Genomic DNA, 17,783 nt, shown 5'->3' on the forward strand with positions numbered 1-17,783 from the left:
ATCTAAATGGGAAAATACAAGGGGAGGTCTTGCTAGAATGGTTAACATAGATGTTATCTTAATATAAGAGAATCAAAACGCATCGAGCCATATTTTCTTGAATTGATTTTTCATGAAGCGATCTCGGGCAGGAAATGACGCGATGAAAGAAAAGCAACATTCTGATGACTTAAAGCAATTGCTAGATAAGATTGAGCCTATCTCAAACGAGATGGGTGAAATGGCTACTGCGCAAGTTACAGGGAAAATCAAATGGTTTGATATTTCTAAAGGATATGGGTTTATTACGCCCGATATTGATGGAACATCAGACATTTTATTGCATGTTAATGTTTTACGCGAAGGTGGCTTTCAAACAGCGCTTGAGGGAGCGCTTGTTCAATGTACAGTAAAACAAGGTGAGCGTGGGTTACAATGTGTAGCCATTCTTTCCATTGATATGACGACAGCCGTTCATCCCGCGGAATTACCACAAAGAACGCGCGAAATTGTCGTTCCAACCAGTGGTTTGGAGCGCGCTATCGTTAAGTGGTTTAATCGCAATAAAGGCTTTGGCTTTTTATCACGGGGCGAGGGGACCGAGGATATTTTTATCCACATGGAAACATTGCGCCGCTATGGCTTGGCTGAATTACGTCCAGGGCAAGTGGTGCTTGTGCGCTTTGGCAATGGCAGCCATGGTTTAATGGCGGTGGAAATCCATCCTGATAATCCAGTGACGTTTCAAGCCCATTAATAGGCCTATTAATTATGCATTATTGTCTTTGTTATCATTATGGGCAGGACCTGTTGATTTGAATGAAATGGCACAATAAACAGCAAAAATTTACAAGGAGGAAAGCGAAAAGTGGGTGATATACCCATTTGAGCTTTACGACGCAGTAGGTTACAGCTGTTTTTGTGTCTTTTCAGGATACAAGTAAATTTTCGCGATAACTTTGTCGAATATTCTTGAAAATATTCATATTTCTCGGCGGATATTCTCACCTTTAATCTTTGGGTTCTCACCAAAATTTACTCATACCATTTTGTTCAAATTAATAGGTTCTGACCCTAATAACAGGGACGATGATCAGGGGATAATTTTTAAAGACAGGGGTCAATATGTATAAAAGCATTCTTATGCTTGCAGGGGTGTTGATGCTTACGGGTTGTTTAACCTTAAATGGAAATTATCATATTGTTGAAATCGATGCCAAGGGTAATGAAGTTCCTTCCAAGTTGCATCTTTTTGCGCAAGGAAGAGGGATTTATACTATTCGTAATGCCTATTGCGCTACAAAGCCCAATGCTATTTTGCGCATTATCAATGACGATACGGGGCAGGAATTGAAGAGTGAAAGTCCTCATCGCTGCGGTAAACGTATTTTTAATTAATAAAAAGGCATTGCTTTTTATAAGTTTAAAAAGTGAAAAACGGGTACAATAAGTAGCAAGGAATTTTTCTCGCCTATTATTGGTTGAAATTGCGCATAGGGGCATCCTCCCCTGTGACTGCAATGGGCCTCAATGCCTATGGCGACATCACTATCGCAAAATTTAGATGAAATCTATAATTTCCATTGCAATAATTATTGCAAGAAAGTTTGTTAATTTACTGTAATTTTAATATTTCCTCTTGTTATTCTGAAAATAAGCCATAACCTTAATGTCATGGCAAATATTAATCTTGATCCTCATTCACATAATTACCTTAATGGTAAACTTATCGTCGCTATGCCCCATATGGCCGATGAACGGTTTGCACGCGCCGTTATTTATATCTGCGCCCATTCACGAGAAGGCGCTATGGGTATAATTTTAAATCAGGCGCAAAATTATACTTTTCCAAGCCTTTTGATGCAGCTTCGCCTGATTGATGAGGCGGCGGCTGGTCTTTTGCCGCAATATTTATGGGATTTACCAATTCGCCAAGGCGGCCCCGTAGATAGAGGGCATGGCTTTGTTTTGCATTCTGATGATTATTGTAGTGATAGCACTTTGCCCGTCTCTGAAGATGTAGGCTTGACTGCAACAGTTGATATTTTGAATGCTATTGCTCAAGGTCGCGGCCCTAAAAAATCCTTGGTGGCACTTGGCTATGCAGGTTGGGGGGAAGGGCAACTGGAAGATGAGATTATTGATAATAGCTGGTTGATTGCACCATGCTCTCAGTCATTGATTTTTGATGGTACGCTTGATGGGCAATATCATCGTATTCTAGCATCAATTGGAGTTAATCCTATGCATTTGGTAGGGCAGGTGGGAAATAGCTAATTATCTACAGAAAGGCAGTGCCTTGCTTTTTAAATCATAAAAAAGGACATTATCCATATGGAATAATGTCCTTTTAATTTATCACTTATGCTAAAATATTAAGTTGTATGGCTTAAGCGTTTTGTACGCTAATGCCTTTATCTTCCAACAATGTTTTAAGTTCACCCTGTTGGAACATTTCACGCACGATATCAGCACCGCCCACAAATTCGCCCTTAACATAAAGCTGAGGAATTGTTGGCCAATTGGAATATTCCTTAATTCCTTGGCGCAATTCGTCAGATGTGAGAATATTTATGCCCTTATAGGCAACACCAAGATAATCGAGAATTTGAACGACTTGGCCTGAAAAACCACATTGTGGAAAGCCGGGCGTACCTTTCATGAAAAGTACAATATCATTGCTCTTAACTTCATTATCAATGAAATCATTCATGCCGGTCATTCTATAATCCTTCCTGCGCAGCTTTGGGGCTAATAGCTGCATTATTTCAAGTGCTTTACCATTAAAAAGCAACCTTGCGTGATTTAATATTTAATTTTTTATATGGTTAGTTTCTTTTACTTAACCATAGTCATTTTAAAATTATGCGATTTAACTTAATAATAACGCAAATTATTCTGGCACACTGGTTTGCAATGCAAGTGCATGTAATACACCGCCCATATTGCCTTGCAATGCATCATATACCATCTTATGCTGCGCAACACGGCTTTTGCCGCGAAAGCTTTCCGCAATAACTTCAGCAGCATAATGTTCACCATCGCCAGCAAGATCGCGAATAGTTACTTTGGCATCAGGTATGCCCTCGCGAATGAGCTTTTCAATCGCATGCGCGTCCATTGCCATGAGAAATTCTCCTATTTTGAATTGTTACAATAATATAATGGCTGTTAGTTAAATGTCAAATCACTATGGCAGTACCAATAAAATTGCTTATTTAAAAAAGCCATCTTAAAAATAAAGCCCCAAATGAATATCCAATTCAATTGAGGCTTCAAAATGGTTTATTCCTGTCCCATAAAGTCAGGGAACCAACCTTCAAAGCAATTGTTTAATTGTTCAACCGACAGGCTAAAGCAATTAGCAATATCAAGCATCGATCCTTCAACTTGGCCAAGTTGGCGCAGTTCAATACCGTTTAAATAAGCGCGGTTGGTAATATCATCAAGATTTTCAGGCTTAATTGCTATTACATAACGCGCTTGATCCTCACCAAATAGCTCACTAACCCGCGTGCCATTACCTAGCGTTACCTTTGCACCTTTATTGGATTTGATGCACATTTCCGCAAGGCTAATTGCTAAGCCGCCATCGGATATATCGTGGCATGCTGTGACCAAGCTTTTTTCTATAAGCGAGCGAACAAAATCGCCATTGCGCTTTTCTACAGAAAGATCAACCTTAGGCGGTAAGCCTTCCGTGCGCCCTAAAATATCGCGCAAATAAATCGATTGACCAAGATGGCGACCATCACCGCCAATGAGCAATAATATATCACCCTCTTGCATGCCGCCAATAGTGGCCATATGCGCCCAGTCAGCAATAATGCCAACGCCCGCCATGGTTGGTGTTGGCAAAATAGCTTCACCATTGGTTTCATTGTAAAGCGACACATTACCCGAAACGATTGGGAAATTTAGTGCCTTACAAGCTTCACCAATGCCTTTAATGGCAAAAACTAGCTGCCCCATAATTTCAGGCTTTTCAGGATTACCAAAATTCAAATTATCGGTTGAAGCAAGGGGCGTTGCTCCTGTTGCTGTAATATTGCGCCAGCATTCAGCAACGGCTTGCTTGCCCCCTTCATAGGGAGAGGCTTCACAATAGCGTGGGGTGACATCAGATGAGAATGCAAGTGCGCGTCTATCATTGCTGTCAACACGAATGACACCGGCATCGCCGCCAGGGCAAACAAGGCTATTGCCTTGGATTAAGGTGTCATATTGTTCATAAACCCAGCGCCGTGAAGATAAATCAGGTGAGCCTAACAATTTTAAAAGATCACTGCCCAAATCGCCTTGGTCGGCAATTTCACTATCATTTAGTGCAGTTGGAAGCTTTGGCTCCACCCAAGGACGATCATATTCTGGCGCTTCGTCACCAAGCTCTTTAATTGGCAAATTGGCAACTTCAACACCTTGATGAAGGACACGGAAACGCAGATCATCGGTGGTTTTACCACAAATTGCAAAATCAAGACCCCATTTTTTGAAAATTGCTTCAGCTTCAGCTTCTTTTTCTGGCAGCAACACCATAAGCATACGCTCTTGGCTTTCTGATAGCATCATTTCATACGCGGTCATATTTGCTTCGCGTGCTGGCACAAGATCAAGATTAAGCTCAATACCAAGATCGCCCTTAGCGCCCATCTCAACGGCCGAGCAGGTAAGACCCGCCGCACCCATATCTTGAATAGCAATCACTGCGCCAGTTGCCATTAATTCAAGGCAGGCTTCAAGCAAGCATTTTTCAGTAAATGGATCGCCAACTTGTACTGTGGGACGTTTTTCTTCAATCGAATCGTCAAATTCGGCAGATGCCATCGTGGCGCCACCAACACCATCACGACCAGTTTTGGCACCAAGATATACAACGGGTAGCCCAACGCCTTCAGCTTTGGAATAAAAAATCGCATTGGTTTTAGCAATGCCGGCTGCAAAAGCATTGACCAAAATATTGCCATTATATCTTTTATCAAAATTAACTTCACCGCCAACTGTTGGAACGCCAAAGGCATTACCATAGCCACCAACCCCTGAAACAACACCAGAAACAAGGTGTTTGGTGCGTGGATGGCTTGGCTCACCAAAACGCAGCGCATTCATGGCGGCTACTGGACGCGCACCCATAGTGAAAACATCACGTAAAATACCCCCAACGCCAGTTGCTGCGCCCTGATATGGTTCAATATAGGATGGGTGATTATGGCTTTCCATTTTGAAAACCACACAATCGCCCTCGCCAATGTCGACAACGCCTGCATTTTCACCCGGCCCTTGGATAACGCAATCACCATCAATAGGCAGGGTACGTAGCCATTTTTTTGATGATTTATATGAGCAATGCTCATTCCACATAGCGGAAAAAATGCCAAGTTCAGTAAAGCTTGGTTCACGGCCGATAAGCTCGATAATACGGGCATATTCATTAGGCTGCAATCCATGGGCTGCGATAAGTTCAGGGGTTATTGCAACATCATTGCCAAGGCTCATCAGGTTTGGGCTCCGTATTCCCTAAGTGATAATAAATAATTGTTAGTCTAGCCAATCAAAATATCTATTAATGTTTGTCCTTACAACAGCTTGCTATATTTTACCCTTTAAAGGGTATTTCATATAATCTGTTGGCTCTTGATCTATTTCAACCAAACCCATTTTATTTTATAAAGGGCTTAGTTGATTTTATTCGTTCAACATTTATTGTCGCCAGCAGTCCAGCGTTTGATGCTATCCGTTATTCTGCCGCTTAAATTACTGCCCATTAGCGGACCATAATGCGAAACTTGTGCAGGGCTGCCCATGGCTTCCACCACCAAAAGTGGCCGATCAGTTGGTCTGTTATAGGCAACAAGCAAAATACGGGGCTTGCCACTATAGGATTGTAATTCAGGCGCAAGGCGATAGGCCTTGAATGCATTATCCCCTGATTTAAACCAGCAGCGATTAGCGGTTAAAGCAATGTGCTCCATGGTTGGTAAAGCTGCATGTTGGCTGTTAAAAACCGGTGGCTCAACAGGTAGAGTAACCCTATAACAGGCTGAAACACCTAGCAAACACGCTCCAAGTACTATGGTTTCCTTTAAGAATTTCATGCTGCAATACCTAAAGCGCCAGCAAAAAAGGCGCGTCCATCATCGCCACCATGAGCCTTTTCAATAAGGTTTTCAGGATGCGGCATCATACCAAGCACATTGCCTTGCTTATTGATGATCCCAGCAATATCGTTGAGCGAACCATTAGGGTTGGTGTTTTGTGCATAGCGTAAAACAACCTGACCATTATCTTCAAGCTGCTTTAGGCTTTCACTATCAGTAAAGTAATTGCCGTCATGATGGGCAACGGGACAGCGAATAATTTGCCCTTTTTGGTAGCCCGTCGTAAAAGCAGTATTTGCATTGACGATTTCAAGTTTTACTTCGCGGCAAACAAATTTTAGCGATGTATTGCGCATTAAAGCACCCGGTAAAAGACCCGCCTCAAGCAAAATTTGAAAGCCATTGCATACGCCAAGAACTTTAACGCCTTTGGCTGCCTTTTCCTTAATTGCTTGCATAACCGGCATGCGCGCAGCAATTGCACCACAGCGCAAATAGTCACCATAGGAAAAACCGCCTGGAATAACGATCAAATCAACATCAGGAATGGTTGTTTCTGTTTGCCAAACAGTGATTGGTTTGGTGCCTGAAATATCGCTCAAAGCGGTGATCATATCACGATCGCGATTTAAGCCCGGTAATTGGATAACAGCCGTTTTCATTTGCAAATCCTTGAAGATAACCAAGAGCACTTTTCTGGTTTAAACGGATTTTAAGCTAAAGTGCAGCACAAATTATAATCTTAAAATTGCCAATAATATCATAAACTGGTGGTATAAGCAGCTTGCATTATAGGCAATTTGCTTTGAAATTATAAAATTTCGATGGTGAAATTTTCAATAACGGTATTGGCTAATAGTTTTTCGCACATGGCTTGCAATTCGCTTTGGGCTACGGCTTTGTCATTGGTTGCAAGTTCAATATCAAAGACTTTGCCTTGGCGAACAGAATTAACACCACTAAAATCAAGTGCTTCCAAGGCACCAACAATAGCTTTTCCCTGTGGGTCAAGAACAGCGTTTTTAAGAGTAACGGTGACACGGGCTTTCATAACTTGTAATCTTTCTACTTGGCTGATTTATGGCTTGTTGACGCGCATAAGAGATTTAATAACCAATGGAATTATTAGAATGGAATTATAAGAATAGCATTTATAGGCTATATTTTCACTAAAGGTGCAACAAATGCCATATAAGGCAAATAAATGGCTCGTTTAAGTGAAAATAAAAGCCTATAAATTCATGTCAGTAAGAGCTGGTGAGCTATTTCACCAATACCGGACCTTTAGGGCGCGGTGCTTCATTTTCATTCATGATGCCAAGGCGACGAGCAACTTCTTGATAAGCCTCAACGAGGCCACCCATGTCGCGGCGGAAACGATCCTTATCCAGCTTGTCATTGGTATTAACATCCCAAAGACGCGAAGAATCAGGGGAAATTTCGTCAGCAAGGACAATGCGCATCATATCGCCTTCCCAAAGGCGACCAAATTCCATTTTAAAATCAACAAGGCGAATGCCTATGCCAATGAAAAGTCCGCTAAGGAAATCATTGATACGGCTTGCAATTGCCATAATCTCTTCAAGCTCAGAAGGGCTTGCCCAGCCAAGTGCAAAAATATGTTCTGCGGAAACCATTGGATCATCAAGTTCATCTTTTTTGAAATAAAACTCAATAATTGGGCTTGGTAATGGTGTGCCTTCTTCAATGCCTAAACGCTTTGAAATAGAGCCAGCGGCAATATTGCGCACAACAACTTCAAGGGGAATTATTTCAACCGCATGAATGAGCTGTTCACGCATATTAATACTTTTGATGAAATGGGTAGGAATACCTATTTCTTCTAATAGAGTAAATATACGTTCAGAAATACGATTATTAAGAACGCCTTTACCATCAATCACTTCATGCTTTTTAGCATTAAATGCTGTTGCATCATCTTTGAAAAATTGGATGAGCGTACCTGGCTCTGGCCCTTCATAAAGAATTTTGGCCTTACCTTCATAAATGCGACGACGACGGTTCATGGCAACTCTCTTCACTAAATTGAAATAAACTATTTAAGCTCACTATAGCAAATCGCAAAGAATCTCAATCATGCGCAGCCTTAAGATTGTAGAAAAAACAACATTGACAACAGTTTTTAACAATTGCGCCTTGATTGTTACGCTTTTATACGGCAAGTAGTTAAAGAAGTTTCTTTGTTGCCATGAATTCGGAGGGTGCAATGAGTGGTATGAGTGAACGCGGTGAAGCGTTAGAGAATAAATTTTTTCATGATGCTGATTTGCGATTCAAGGCTGAAGCACGCCGCAATCGCCAGCTTGGCTTATGGGCAGCTGAAAAGCTTGGTAAAACCGCTGCAGATGCAGATGCTTATGCTAAAGAAGTGGTTATTTCTGATTTGAAAGAGCCAGGCGATAATGATGTTGTTGAAAAAGTCATGGCAGATTTTAAAGCTGCAAATGTTGCTGTTAGCGAAGATGAATTGCGTGAAAAAATGTTTGTGCTTTTAGAAGAAGCCGTTAAGTCTCTTACTTAATATATTTATTTTAAACCAATCTATATTTAAACAGCGCAATATCAATAGTGGTATTGCGCTGTTTTTTTTATTGGCTTTATTGGCTTTATTGGCTTAGAGCGCGTTTTTTGTCCGAAAACCGCTTCACACTTTTTAAAAAAACGCTCTAATGCAGTGCTTGGTCTTTATTCGCGGGTACTGCTTTCCCAATTGGCATGATGAACATTGCGTTCTTTTTCAAGCACGTTAACCACCGCTTCAATTTCATCCTTATCAATAGCGGTGCTGACCAGTGTTGCAATCAGTTCCACTCTATCACCAGATAGATCATATATTTCAACATCACTTACTGGATATTGCGCTTTTTCCAATAGATCTACCATTTTTTCGCGCAGTTCTGGCGCAGAATCACGATTAACCGTTAAACGAATTTCATAGGTTGCTTCGCCCGTTTCTTCATTCAGTGGAATACGATTGATGAGATTGACAAGTCGCCTTAACACCGTATTGCCAAATATCACAAAAAAGGTAAGCAGTGCTGCTTCTGCAAGCATATCGCCGCCCGCACAAGAGCCAACCGCGGCAGAACACCAAAGGGTTGCAGCAGTATTTAGCCCACGAACATTCATTCCCTCTTTCATGATGACACCGGCACCCAAAAAGCCGATACCCGAAACAACATAGGAAATAACCCTTACAGCTTCGGCATTGCCTGCCAAACGATGGCCAAGATCAACAAAGGCGGCGGCTCCTACTGCAACAAGCACATTTGTGCGTAAACCAGCAGTTCTTTGCCTATATTGGCGTTCTGCACCAATTAATGTACCAAGTACAAAAGCAGTTAGCAGACAAATAGCGGTGTCAAGAAATGGTAAAAGTGCAAAGGTTTCAGTAAATTTCATTTGTCACCTATTGGTCTTTTGCTTAGCAAAAAGCTAGGCCATATTATTAGGGGTTTATCCCCAAAACATCACATGAAATTTAAATAATATAATTTATGGCAGGCTTAATTTTATTTTAAAAAAGCTAATATTGCTATGGTAATGCTTGTTTGCAGCTGCATAGGCAAGTTATATGACAGGAAAATGACAGATTTGTCTTATAGCTTTAATCTTTACTAGGCTGAATTTGTTTAGCTTAAAACTAACTTTAAAATGTGCTTTGAAACTTAGCAAATTTATCAGCTTTATAGCGTGATTTAAGTGACACTTATTTGCGGATATATAATCCGCAAATAAGTGCAATTGCATTTGGATAATTACCCGATTACTCAGCGGCTAAGCGATCACCCAATCACTGATCGGCTAAACGATCAACCAATCATTGAGCGGCGTTGCACAAAGCTTATCGCTTCTTCTAGCGTTGACGTGCCATCACGCTCTTCGATAGCTTGGGCTTTGGCAAGCTCTGCCTCTGCTTCTTGTAATGCAATCAGTGCAGCTGCCTTTTGAATGCTCAAATCATTTGCAGAGTTTAATAGGTTTTCACGGCGTTGTCGCGCAGCCGCCGCAAAGGTTGGATAGGCAAAATGGTTATGGTCGGTTATGCCCGCTTTGCGTTCTTCATTAGCGATTTGCGTTTCAAGCTCATTAGCCATGCGTTGAAACTCAAATGCCATGGTTTCAAGTTGGGTGATTTGTCGACGCTTTTCACGCACTTGGAATAGTTTTAGCCTAACAATCGTTTCACGAGGCTTCATACATAAACTCCCTCTATCATGAAGAAGCCTATGAAACTTCATCATGTGAAATACCCTCAAAATAAAATGCTCAAATAAAAAGCTAAACCTTGCAGCAAAATTTTTGCAAAATATTTGGCAAAATATTTGATTGAGATGAATATAAAAGGCGAGACTTAAAGGGAGGTAAACAACCTTTAAAAATGTGGCAATGCTGTGAAATTATATTGGAGGAGTGGTATTGATGAATGAAGAGGCTCGCATGTCATTGATGACACCCTATTTAGAATTGCGATATAATTGATATTTAAAGGCACAATGCAAAATTTTAATATGAAAATAGTCTTTACAATAATTCATTGTTTTTTAATAAAGATATTAATTACTTAGTAAATGTCATTTTATGATTGGTTTATTAGTCTTAGCTTTAATTAACTGAAATATATGATTTTTTTTATTTATGCGTTTTTAAGGATAGTTAATAGTAGAGAATTTTTTTTAAGGACTTGCATTACTGGATAACAATTTGTTAACCATTTTTCGGCAAATTAACAAACAAGGCAACGACAGTTCCGCGTGCTGCCAAAAGTAGATAAAATAAGGGCAATAGTTGCTTGTATTTTATGGTTAATTTTTTCAATTGAGGGGTCATTTTAAAAATTGACCCAATGTTTTGTTCGAGGCGGCCGATTCGTGGTTGCGGAAAAGGGAAATTATTATGCGCGTATTGTTGATTGAAGATGACAATGCAACAGCCCATAGCATCGAGTTAATGTTGAAGTCAGAAAGCTTCAATATTTATACCACCGATCTGGGCGAAGAGGGCGTTGATCTCGGCAAATTATATGATTACGATATTATTTTGCTTGATTTGAATTTGCCAGATATGTCGGGTTATGAAGTTTTGCGCACATTGCGCTTGTCAAAGGTTAAGACGCCAATTCTTATTCTTTCTGGCATGGGTGGCATTGAAGATAAGGTTCGTGGTCTTGGCTTTGGTGCCGATGATTATATGACCAAGCCTTTCCATAAGGATGAGCTTATTGCACGCATTCATGCCATTGTACGCCGTTCAAAAGGCCATGCACAATCCGTGATTGCAACAGGCGACCTTATTGTTAATCTTGATGCAAAAACCGTTGAAATTTCTGGTCTTCCGGTTCACTTGACCGGTAAAGAATATCAAATGCTTGAGCTTTTGTCTTTGCGTAAAGGCACTACCCTTACCAAGGAAATGTTCTTAAACCATCTTTATGGTGGCATGGATGAACCAGAATTGAAAATTATTGACGTGTTCATTTGTAAATTGCGCAAAAAACTTGACGCTGTTTCTGGTGGACAAAATTATATTGAAACTGTTTGGGGGCGCGGTTATGTTTTACGTGAACCTAATGGTGAAATCTTGCGTGAAACCGCTTAAAATTTAAGATTTGATTGCTGCATATAAAAGCCCTTACCTCCTTTAAGAGGTAAGGGCTTTTTACGTTTGGGTATTAGATTCAATGAAAACCAGAATTTCACCTATATATTGCGAAGCATTTTGTAAGATATTCTCCATCAGCGCATTTTCTTGGTTAAAATCAGGCTGGTCCATAAGTTGGACTTCCAAAGTGCTGTAGCGTGGCATCGTGCTATAATTTTGCATCCATGGGCTGGTTTTAAAAATGCGCCAAAAATTCTTTTGTATCAGAGTATTTTGCCCCATCAGCCAAAGCTCAAAGGCCATATTTTGGTGATTGAGTACAATGCCAAAGCGCAAGCCATGCTGCTTTAGTAATGCGTTGTAAAATGGGAAATAGCTATAGTCCATATAACCGGGTGAAACATTACCAAACGTAAAATTTTCACCTTTAGCCTTTATAAAAAAGCCTTTAAGGCGCATCATAAACTTTATTAAATATTGATATGCGACTTTAATTTGCGGATTTTTTAATTGCTCACTATAGGCTGCAATTATTTTATTAATATCTGTCATTTTCAAAACCCTCAACTCATAAAGTCGCTGCAAGAATCATGTTATTAAAAACACGATATAATATAGCGTCTATTATAAAAATTGCCGATATTTTATTGAGGCGTTTTTCGCCCATAGGAAAATAGTTGATTGCGACGTTAAAATTGCAGGGCATTTTTTTAAATTTAGCCGATAATTTTCAACCAAGCGCATAATAGATTTTAGATTTTAGCTTTTTGGGCCAAGTTTTTTCCACAGCAGCGGCAGAATTTTTAAAAAAATGAAAAAAATGACATTTTTTTTAAAAAAACTAAAAAAAGGGCTTGCACTTTCAAAGCAAACCTTTTAGACAGCAAACACGCTTGAGAGACACACCAACTCTTAAACAAAAGTCGGAGCGTAGCGCAGTCTGGTAGCGCATCTGGTTTGGGACCAGAGGGTCGTAGGTTCGAATCCTATCGCTCCGACCATTACTTTAAATAGTAATTTGATATAAATAAATATCAAGAAAAATATATCTTCAAAAAATAAAATAATACTTATTAGATGATAGATATTGAGTTTATCAAAAATTCTCCTAATTTTTATTAATCCCCAAAACAACTTATCTTATTATTCCCTATAGGTTTATCTATGGGGCTAAAGCGTAAATGTTTCATTTCCAACCCATGTTAGAATTATTTTAATTGCAATAATTGATTGTGCGCTGTATCGCTTAACCAAAGTTGATAAGAATGCCATGGCCGTGATTAAGAATCAAAATTCTTAGCATTGGAAGTTGTAAAATAATCTTGATGGTTATTTTATTCTTTTTCTGGCATAGTGTTCTATATAATATGCTTTCAATAATTGAATTGAAATTGAAGGGTAAGTGAATATGGTTGCGCGTATCTATAGTCCTGCAAAAAATGCAATGCAGTCAGGCCAAGCTAAAACAGGTTATTGGATTTTGCAGTATGAGCCAGAACAGGCCAAAATGATTGATCCTTTAATGGGGTATACTTCCTCTGCCGACATGAAAAGCCAATTGCGCGTGCAATTTGACACGTTAGAAGATGCTATTGCTTATGCTAAGGCTGAAGGCATTGCTTATCGGGTAGAACCTGCCCATAAGCCAAATAGAGCGAATGTTTCTTATTCTGATAATTTTAAGTCAGATAGAAAAGCGCCTTGGACCCATTAATATTTTTGAAAAATTTATTGGGGTAAATAAGGTTTTATTTACTAGCACAGTCAATTAAGCAAATTGGCTTAAAAGTTAGATTTCAAAAAATTGAATATAAAAAGGGTGCAGTTTTTTTACTGCACCCTTATTTTTTGTCTATTTCATATTTATTCTTATAGCAATGATTTGCTTTATTTTAAAAAAATTAGCAAAATCCAACACAGCCAAAACTCGCGCATATCACTGAGCCAAATTGAAAGTGATATGCTTTGATCAAGGTTTAAGCTTTTTGTTTTAAAAATTTTGGCTTTAAGCATGAAAAACCTTGGCCGGGTTGCATAGCTTCATGCATGAAAAGCGTACGTAAGGGCGAAAACTGTCGCAAAAGCTCCAAACCACCACTGCGCACCATTTGCACGGGTAGAAAATCTGACAATAAAGCACGGTTAAGCAAATGCACAAAGCCGGTACGCGCCCAAATGTCGGGCTTGCGGTGACGATTATAATCATTGATTGCATTGTCCGAGCCCGGATCTTCGAGGTTTTTTGCTGCGGCATTTGTCAAATCAACAACATCGCGAATTCCAAGGTTTAAACCTTGTGCGCCAATAGGCGGGAAAACATGTGCAGCCTCACCAATAAGGATTGTTCTATTACGGGCAAAATATTTAGGCACTGCACCGCCCATTGGCCATGCTTGGACGGGTGTTTCAATGGTGACTTTACCAAGCATTGAGCCCATTTTTTCTTCAATTTGCCTCGCTAAGGCTTCAGGCCCAAGGCCTAATAGTCTATTAGCTTTTTCAGGCTTTTGCACCCAAACGAGGCTCGACTTATTGCCAGGTAATGGCACTTGCGTAAACGGCCCTTCACTGGTGTGAAATTCGGTTGAGGTGTTTAGGTGTGGTAATGGGTGTGAAAAGCTTAAAATGACGGCAGTTTGCGGATAGGCCCATTGCCGTGTTTCAATGCTGGCAGCTTCTCTTGCTGCCGAGTTTCTTCCATCTGCTGCAACCAGCAATTGGGTGGTGATTATATCACCATTATCAAGGGTAACCTGCACTTCATTATCTAAATGTTCATAATGGGTAACATGGTTTGGTAATTGTGTTATTTTTTTGCATTGCTCTACCTCCGTTTTTAAAGCAGCATTCAGTGAAATATTAGGAATGTTAAAGCCAAAAGCTTGCTCGTTGATTTCACTTGCACGGAATGTAACACAAGGCGAGCGAATAAGCCGCTTGGTGCCATCTATGATCCGCATGGTAGCAAGGGGTGCAGCTTTGCTTGCCAAATCTTGCCAAATGCCAATTTCATCAAGTTGTTTGATGGCTGGCATCATAAGTGCGGTGGTGCGCATGTCATTTTGGTCGGTGCTTGGGCCAATGAGTAAAATATTATCAAAATGTCCCGCCAATTTAAGTGCCGCAAACATTCCAGCAGGTCCTGCGCCAACAATGGCGATTTTGCTTTTGGTGTTGAGAGAAATATCGGCATCTTGCATGACAGCATCCTTTTCATTTCATTATTTTGGCAATCTATCATTTATTTTTTGCAATAAAAAGCAAAGATTGACGGAGCTTTTGTCCAATAGACATATTTTATATAGATATTTTGCGCCACATTTATCATAAACACCTATATTAGCGCGCTAATGCCGTGATCACACCATTGGAGACTATTTTGATTTGATTGTGTTATAAAACCTTAGTTATGCACTTGATAAGCTGCTATACAAGGTGGTGCCTTTGATTAAAAAATGAATATTGGTTGCTTTATTACAATTCTTTGTTGTAGCTCTTTCACTTTAATACTATTAAAAGTGCAAGATCCGCTTTTGCGGATGGATTAAACAGGGATGATGCTCGCGTGAAAAATAGTCTTTCTGAAAAGATAAAAGATGGCAAAGAACGCCTAATGGCAAAAAAAGTAACTATGCCACAGGCGCGAGCCTTTTCGGTACATCTTTTAACTGCATCGGGATCATTTTTAGCTTTCTTATCACTTGTTGCAGCGTCTGAAAAACAGTGGACAGCCATGTTTTTTTGGTTGGGGTTTGCTTTATTTGTTGATGGCATTGATGGCCCGATAGCACGAAAACTAGACGTAAAATATGTTTTGCCGACTTGGTCTGGCGAATTATTGGATAATATTATTGATTACGTCACTTATGTGCTTATTCCTGCCTTTGCGCTTTATCAACGCGGCTTCATGGGCGAGGGGCTATCATTTTTATCAGGCGCGATCATTGTGATTAGCAGTGCAATCTATTACGCCGATACCGCAATGAAGACGAAAGAAAATTTCTTCAAAGGCTTTCCTGTTGTTTGGAATATGGTGGTTTTCACGCTTTTCGTTCTGGAGCCCGGTGAGTGGGTGGCTTTTGGTGTTGTTGTGTTTGCAGCGGTTTTATCCTTTGTGCCGATATATTTTCTGCACCCAGTTCGGGTTGTGCGCCTGCGGCCGTTAAACTTAAGCGTCTTTTTAGCGTGGTGTGGTTTTGGTTTTGTTGCATTACTTTATAACCTTGAAGCGCCTTATTGGACAAAGTTAGGTCTGATGATTACCAGTATTTATATTTTTGGTATTGGTTTTATTTTGCAGCTTTTCCCAAAACTTGGACTTAGGTCAAAATCATAAGCATTTTTGCGCAGGATGAAGTTTTAGAGCGTTTTTTGAAAAGTGTGAAGCGGTTTTCGGACAAAAAACGCGAAGTAAATAATTCATTAGAGCGCCGAACTGATCCAATCAGATCGAAATGCGCTCTAAAGTAATGGCAGCCATATAGAATAATATTGACGGCTAATTACGCCTATTTTGCAAAATACCAATAAAACTGATTTGTTACATTGCGTGATCAACTATATGATTCATTTAGGTGATTTAAAAAAATGCTCGCATTCGTGGGTAGATTTTGGCAATTTATTCAACTTTTTCAAATTATATGATAACATTTTAGCTTCAGGTTCTAAAGAGATAAATATTAACTATAATTTAAAGCAAAAATAGAGTTTTTGTAGCTGATTTTTCTTAAAAATCAATTACTTATATTAGGGTTTTAAAGATGTTAGTAAAAGCATTGTTGATAAGCGTAGAAGCGCGCTTGCTAGCACTAATCGCAATATGTTACCAATTTGTAACATTATTTGATTTAAACAATTTGTGTCTATGCGGCTAGTTTCTGGTTGGTCGTCAATAAAACCTCATCGCTAGGGTTTGCGATTTGGTTGCGGTTTCATTACAGAGCGGACGAAACATGAAGCAAAAATTACGAAAATTATCGCAAAGCTCCGCATCAACAGCGGTTAAGCTTACAGGGTTTGTTGTGTTGGTAGCTGGTTTGACAGCTTGTAATTCTACAGGTCCGCTATTTCCAAGCGAGAAAGAATTAGTACGTACAACGCCCGTTAAAGATGTTGAATATGGTGCACCGCTACCTGGTGTAAAAATTTTTCAAAATGCCGAAGCCCAAATTGCTCGTAAAGCAGGGCGCGTTTTTGTTGGAAAACCTTACAAAGTTAATGGTCAATGGTTTTACCCTAAGGCTGAAATTGGTTATAGCAAAGTAGGGCGCGCTTCTTGGTATGGCGCAGGATTTCACGGCCGTAAAACGGCAAATGGCGAAATCTTTAATATGAACCATTTGACTGCCGCTCATCCCACTATGCCTTTGCCAAGTTATGCAAGGGTTACCAATTTAAAAAATGGTGCATCTGTCGTTGTACGGGTTAATGATCGTGGGCCCTTTGCTCATAATCGTTTGATTGATCTTTCTAAAAAAGCAGCTGAGACTTTGCATTTTGCAGATCGTGGTGTTGCTGATGTTAAGGTTGATTATATCGGGCCAGCACCTGCGCAACCTCGTAAAGACAGCTATTTATTAGCTTCCTATCGTGGGCCAAATCAAAACGCGGGCTCTGCTGCTGCCTTTGTTGCAATTGAAGATAATCACAAGAATAAAGCAGCTGAAAAAGCCGTTAAAGCTGTGGTAAAAGATAGTTTTGATTTGTCAGAAGCAAAGCCTGCTCTTAATTTAGCGCCGCGTTTAACCTCTGCCTATGTTGAAGAATATATTGCATCAGGACGCAATAGTGATATTTTTGCGCAAATTTTGCGTGATGAAGGTGCTTATTCACAAGCTAAACAAGAATTTATTACTTTGGGTAATTTTGCCAATAAAAACGATGTTAATGAAATTGCTCAAAAGCTCAAATCTTTTGGTGATGTTAAGTTTGTTGAAGATAAAGACCAAAATGGCAATGTAATTTACTCGGCTCATCTCATGGTCAAAAACAATCTTGATGAAGCACTTGATGCTGCATGGCAAGCTGGTGCAAATGATGCGTTTATCGTGAGAGATCATTAGTTTTTGTCATATAAAATTGGTTTTA

19 protein-coding genes and 1 tRNA gene are annotated in these 17,783 nt (G+C 39.8%); 9 read left to right on the forward strand and 11 right to left on the reverse strand.

Features of this window, described 5'->3' with window-relative positions; translation table 11 throughout:
* Positions 1-142: 142 nt before the first annotated feature.
* The 3 genes from N5852_RS05840 (at position 143) to N5852_RS05850 (ending at position 2,256) form a co-directional block, all read left to right on the forward strand.
* Complete coding sequence (locus N5852_RS05840) at positions 143-736, forward strand: cold-shock protein (protein ID WP_410004236.1); 594 nt, start codon at positions 143-145, stop codon at positions 734-736.
* Positions 737-1,104: 368 nt separating this feature from the next.
* On the forward strand, positions 1,105-1,377 hold the full coding sequence (locus N5852_RS05845) for a hypothetical protein (protein ID WP_262099477.1): 273 nt from the start codon (positions 1,105-1,107) through the stop codon (positions 1,375-1,377).
* Between the two features lie 276 nt (positions 1,378-1,653).
* Positions 1,654-2,256, forward strand: a complete 603-nt coding sequence (locus N5852_RS05850; RefSeq protein ID WP_262099478.1) for a YqgE/AlgH family protein — start codon at positions 1,654-1,656, stop codon at positions 2,254-2,256.
* A gap of 112 nt (positions 2,257-2,368) precedes the next feature.
* Here the strand turns inward: N5852_RS05850 and grxD are convergent, their stop codons facing one another.
* The 7 genes from grxD to purC all read right to left on the reverse strand — a co-directional run bounded on the left by grxD (position 2,369) and on the right by purC (position 8,101).
* A complete protein-coding gene (grxD, locus tag N5852_RS05855) occupies positions 2,369-2,701 on the reverse strand; it encodes a Grx4 family monothiol glutaredoxin (RefSeq protein WP_262099479.1) in 333 nt (110 codons plus the stop codon).
* Between the two features lie 171 nt (positions 2,702-2,872).
* On the reverse strand, positions 2,873-3,106 hold the full coding sequence (locus N5852_RS05860) for a BolA/IbaG family iron-sulfur metabolism protein (protein WP_182419077.1): 234 nt from the start codon (positions 3,104-3,106) through the stop codon (positions 2,873-2,875).
* A gap of 158 nt (positions 3,107-3,264) precedes the next feature.
* The gene (gene purL / locus N5852_RS05865; RefSeq protein WP_262099481.1) at positions 3,265-5,472 is read right to left on the reverse strand and encodes a phosphoribosylformylglycinamidine synthase subunit PurL; all 2,208 of its coding nucleotides are present in this window, start codon (positions 5,470-5,472) and stop codon (positions 3,265-3,267) included.
* A gap of 197 nt (positions 5,473-5,669) precedes the next feature.
* Complete coding sequence (locus N5852_RS05870; RefSeq protein ID WP_262099482.1) at positions 5,670-6,071, reverse strand: hypothetical protein; 402 nt, start codon at positions 6,069-6,071, stop codon at positions 5,670-5,672.
* Complete coding sequence (gene purQ, locus N5852_RS05875; protein WP_262099483.1) at positions 6,068-6,736, reverse strand: phosphoribosylformylglycinamidine synthase subunit PurQ; 669 nt, start codon at positions 6,734-6,736, stop codon at positions 6,068-6,070. The genes N5852_RS05870 and purQ overlap by 4 nt, the downstream gene beginning before the upstream one ends.
* A gap of 149 nt (positions 6,737-6,885) precedes the next feature.
* Complete coding sequence (gene purS, locus N5852_RS05880) at positions 6,886-7,125, reverse strand: phosphoribosylformylglycinamidine synthase subunit PurS (RefSeq protein WP_182419073.1); 240 nt, start codon at positions 7,123-7,125, stop codon at positions 6,886-6,888.
* 211 nt (positions 7,126-7,336) lie between these two features.
* Positions 7,337-8,101 carry a phosphoribosylaminoimidazolesuccinocarboxamide synthase gene (purC, locus tag N5852_RS05885; RefSeq protein WP_262099484.1) on the reverse strand — a complete coding sequence of 255 codons (765 nt, stop codon included), beginning with the start codon at positions 8,099-8,101 and terminating at the stop codon, positions 7,337-7,339.
* 200 nt (positions 8,102-8,301) lie between these two features.
* Between purC and N5852_RS05890 the strand changes: the two genes are divergently transcribed.
* On the forward strand, positions 8,302-8,616 hold the full coding sequence (locus tag N5852_RS05890) for a DUF1476 domain-containing protein (protein WP_262099486.1): 315 nt from the start codon (positions 8,302-8,304) through the stop codon (positions 8,614-8,616).
* A 164-nt stretch (positions 8,617-8,780) separates the two neighbouring features.
* On the opposite strand, the gene N5852_RS05895 is transcribed toward N5852_RS05890, so the two are convergent.
* Together N5852_RS05895 and N5852_RS05900 are read right to left on the reverse strand one after the other, a co-directional pair.
* Positions 8,781-9,497 carry an MgtC/SapB family protein gene (locus N5852_RS05895; protein WP_262099487.1) on the reverse strand — a complete coding sequence of 239 codons (717 nt, stop codon included), beginning with the start codon at positions 9,495-9,497 and terminating at the stop codon, positions 8,781-8,783.
* Positions 9,498-9,907: 410 nt separating this feature from the next.
* Positions 9,908-10,294: a flagellar export protein FliJ gene (locus N5852_RS05900; RefSeq protein WP_262099488.1), complete on the reverse strand. Its 387-nt coding sequence runs from the start codon at positions 10,292-10,294 to the stop codon at positions 9,908-9,910.
* Between the two features lie 697 nt (positions 10,295-10,991).
* On the opposite strand from N5852_RS05900, the gene ctrA reads away from it, so the two are divergent.
* Complete coding sequence (gene ctrA, locus N5852_RS05905; RefSeq protein ID WP_182419068.1) at positions 10,992-11,693, forward strand: response regulator transcription factor CtrA; 702 nt, start codon at positions 10,992-10,994, stop codon at positions 11,691-11,693.
* Positions 11,694-11,753: 60 nt separating this feature from the next.
* On the opposite strand, the gene N5852_RS05910 is transcribed toward ctrA, so the two are convergent.
* On the reverse strand, positions 11,754-12,248 hold the full coding sequence (locus tag N5852_RS05910; protein ID WP_262099489.1) for a DUF7000 family protein: 495 nt from the start codon (positions 12,246-12,248) through the stop codon (positions 11,754-11,756).
* Between the two features lie 372 nt (positions 12,249-12,620).
* On the opposite strand from N5852_RS05910, the gene N5852_RS05915 reads away from it, so the two are divergent.
* Together N5852_RS05915 and N5852_RS05920 are read left to right on the forward strand one after the other, a co-directional pair.
* A tRNA-Pro gene (locus N5852_RS05915) sits at positions 12,621-12,697 on the forward strand.
* 407 nt (positions 12,698-13,104) lie between these two features.
* Positions 13,105-13,410 carry an ETC complex I subunit gene (locus N5852_RS05920; RefSeq protein WP_182419066.1) on the forward strand — a complete coding sequence of 102 codons (306 nt, stop codon included), beginning with the start codon at positions 13,105-13,107 and terminating at the stop codon, positions 13,408-13,410.
* Between the two features lie 262 nt (positions 13,411-13,672).
* Here N5852_RS05920 and N5852_RS05925 read toward each other — a convergent pair whose 3' ends face one another.
* Positions 13,673-14,896: a UbiH/UbiF family hydroxylase gene (locus tag N5852_RS05925; protein WP_262099490.1), complete on the reverse strand. Its 1,224-nt coding sequence runs from the start codon at positions 14,894-14,896 to the stop codon at positions 13,673-13,675.
* 413 nt (positions 14,897-15,309) lie between these two features.
* On the opposite strand from N5852_RS05925, the gene pcsA reads away from it, so the two are divergent.
* Positions 15,310-16,032, forward strand: coding sequence for a phosphatidylcholine synthase (gene pcsA, locus N5852_RS05930; protein WP_262099703.1), 723 nt, complete (start codon positions 15,310-15,312; stop codon positions 16,030-16,032).
* 616 nt (positions 16,033-16,648) lie between these two features.
* On the forward strand, positions 16,649-17,758 hold the full coding sequence (locus N5852_RS05935; protein ID WP_262099491.1) for a septal ring lytic transglycosylase RlpA family protein: 1,110 nt from the start codon (positions 16,649-16,651) through the stop codon (positions 17,756-17,758).
* Positions 17,759-17,783 lie beyond the last annotated feature (25 nt).

The sequence above is a fragment of the Bartonella sp. HY328 genome (assembly GCF_025449335.1).
GTDB lineage: Bacteria > Pseudomonadota > Alphaproteobacteria > Rhizobiales > Rhizobiaceae > HY038.

Bases quoted from the DNA above. Each gene is read 5' to 3' on its own strand.
- N5852_RS05840 (WP_410004236.1), top strand. From the start codon at position 143: ATGAAAGAAAAGCAACATTCTGATGACTTAAAGCAATTGCTAGATAAG.
- N5852_RS05845 (WP_262099477.1), top strand. From the start codon at position 1,105: ATGTATAAAAGCATTCTTATGCTTGCAGGGGTGTTGATGCTTACGGGT.
- N5852_RS05850 (WP_262099478.1), top strand. From the start codon at position 1,654: ATGGCAAATATTAATCTTGATCCTCATTCACATAATTACCTTAATGGT.
- grxD (WP_262099479.1), bottom strand. From the start codon at position 2,701: ATGACCGGCATGAATGATTTCATTGATAATGAAGTTAAGAGCAATGAT.
- N5852_RS05860 (WP_182419077.1), bottom strand. From the start codon at position 3,106: ATGGCAATGGACGCGCATGCGATTGAAAAGCTCATTCGCGAGGGCATA.
- purL (WP_262099481.1), bottom strand. From the start codon at position 5,472: ATGAGCCTTGGCAATGATGTTGCAATAACCCCTGAACTTATCGCAGCC.
- N5852_RS05870 (WP_262099482.1), bottom strand. From the start codon at position 6,071: ATGAAATTCTTAAAGGAAACCATAGTACTTGGAGCGTGTTTGCTAGGT.
- purQ (WP_262099483.1), bottom strand. From the start codon at position 6,736: ATGAAAACGGCTGTTATCCAATTACCGGGCTTAAATCGCGATCGTGAT.
- purS (WP_182419073.1), bottom strand. From the start codon at position 7,125: ATGAAAGCCCGTGTCACCGTTACTCTTAAAAACGCTGTTCTTGACCCA.
- purC (WP_262099484.1), bottom strand. From the start codon at position 8,101: ATGAACCGTCGTCGTCGCATTTATGAAGGTAAGGCCAAAATTCTTTAT.
- N5852_RS05890 (WP_262099486.1), top strand. From the start codon at position 8,302: ATGAGTGGTATGAGTGAACGCGGTGAAGCGTTAGAGAATAAATTTTTT.
- N5852_RS05895 (WP_262099487.1), bottom strand. From the start codon at position 9,497: ATGAAATTTACTGAAACCTTTGCACTTTTACCATTTCTTGACACCGCT.
- N5852_RS05900 (WP_262099488.1), bottom strand. From the start codon at position 10,294: ATGAAGCCTCGTGAAACGATTGTTAGGCTAAAACTATTCCAAGTGCGT.
- ctrA (WP_182419068.1), top strand. From the start codon at position 10,992: ATGCGCGTATTGTTGATTGAAGATGACAATGCAACAGCCCATAGCATC.
- N5852_RS05910 (WP_262099489.1), bottom strand. From the start codon at position 12,248: ATGACAGATATTAATAAAATAATTGCAGCCTATAGTGAGCAATTAAAA.
- N5852_RS05920 (WP_182419066.1), top strand. From the start codon at position 13,105: ATGGTTGCGCGTATCTATAGTCCTGCAAAAAATGCAATGCAGTCAGGC.
- N5852_RS05925 (WP_262099490.1), bottom strand. From the start codon at position 14,896: ATGCAAGATGCCGATATTTCTCTCAACACCAAAAGCAAAATCGCCATT.
- pcsA (WP_262099703.1), top strand. From the start codon at position 15,310: ATGGCAAAAAAAGTAACTATGCCACAGGCGCGAGCCTTTTCGGTACAT.
- N5852_RS05935 (WP_262099491.1), top strand. From the start codon at position 16,649: ATGAAGCAAAAATTACGAAAATTATCGCAAAGCTCCGCATCAACAGCG.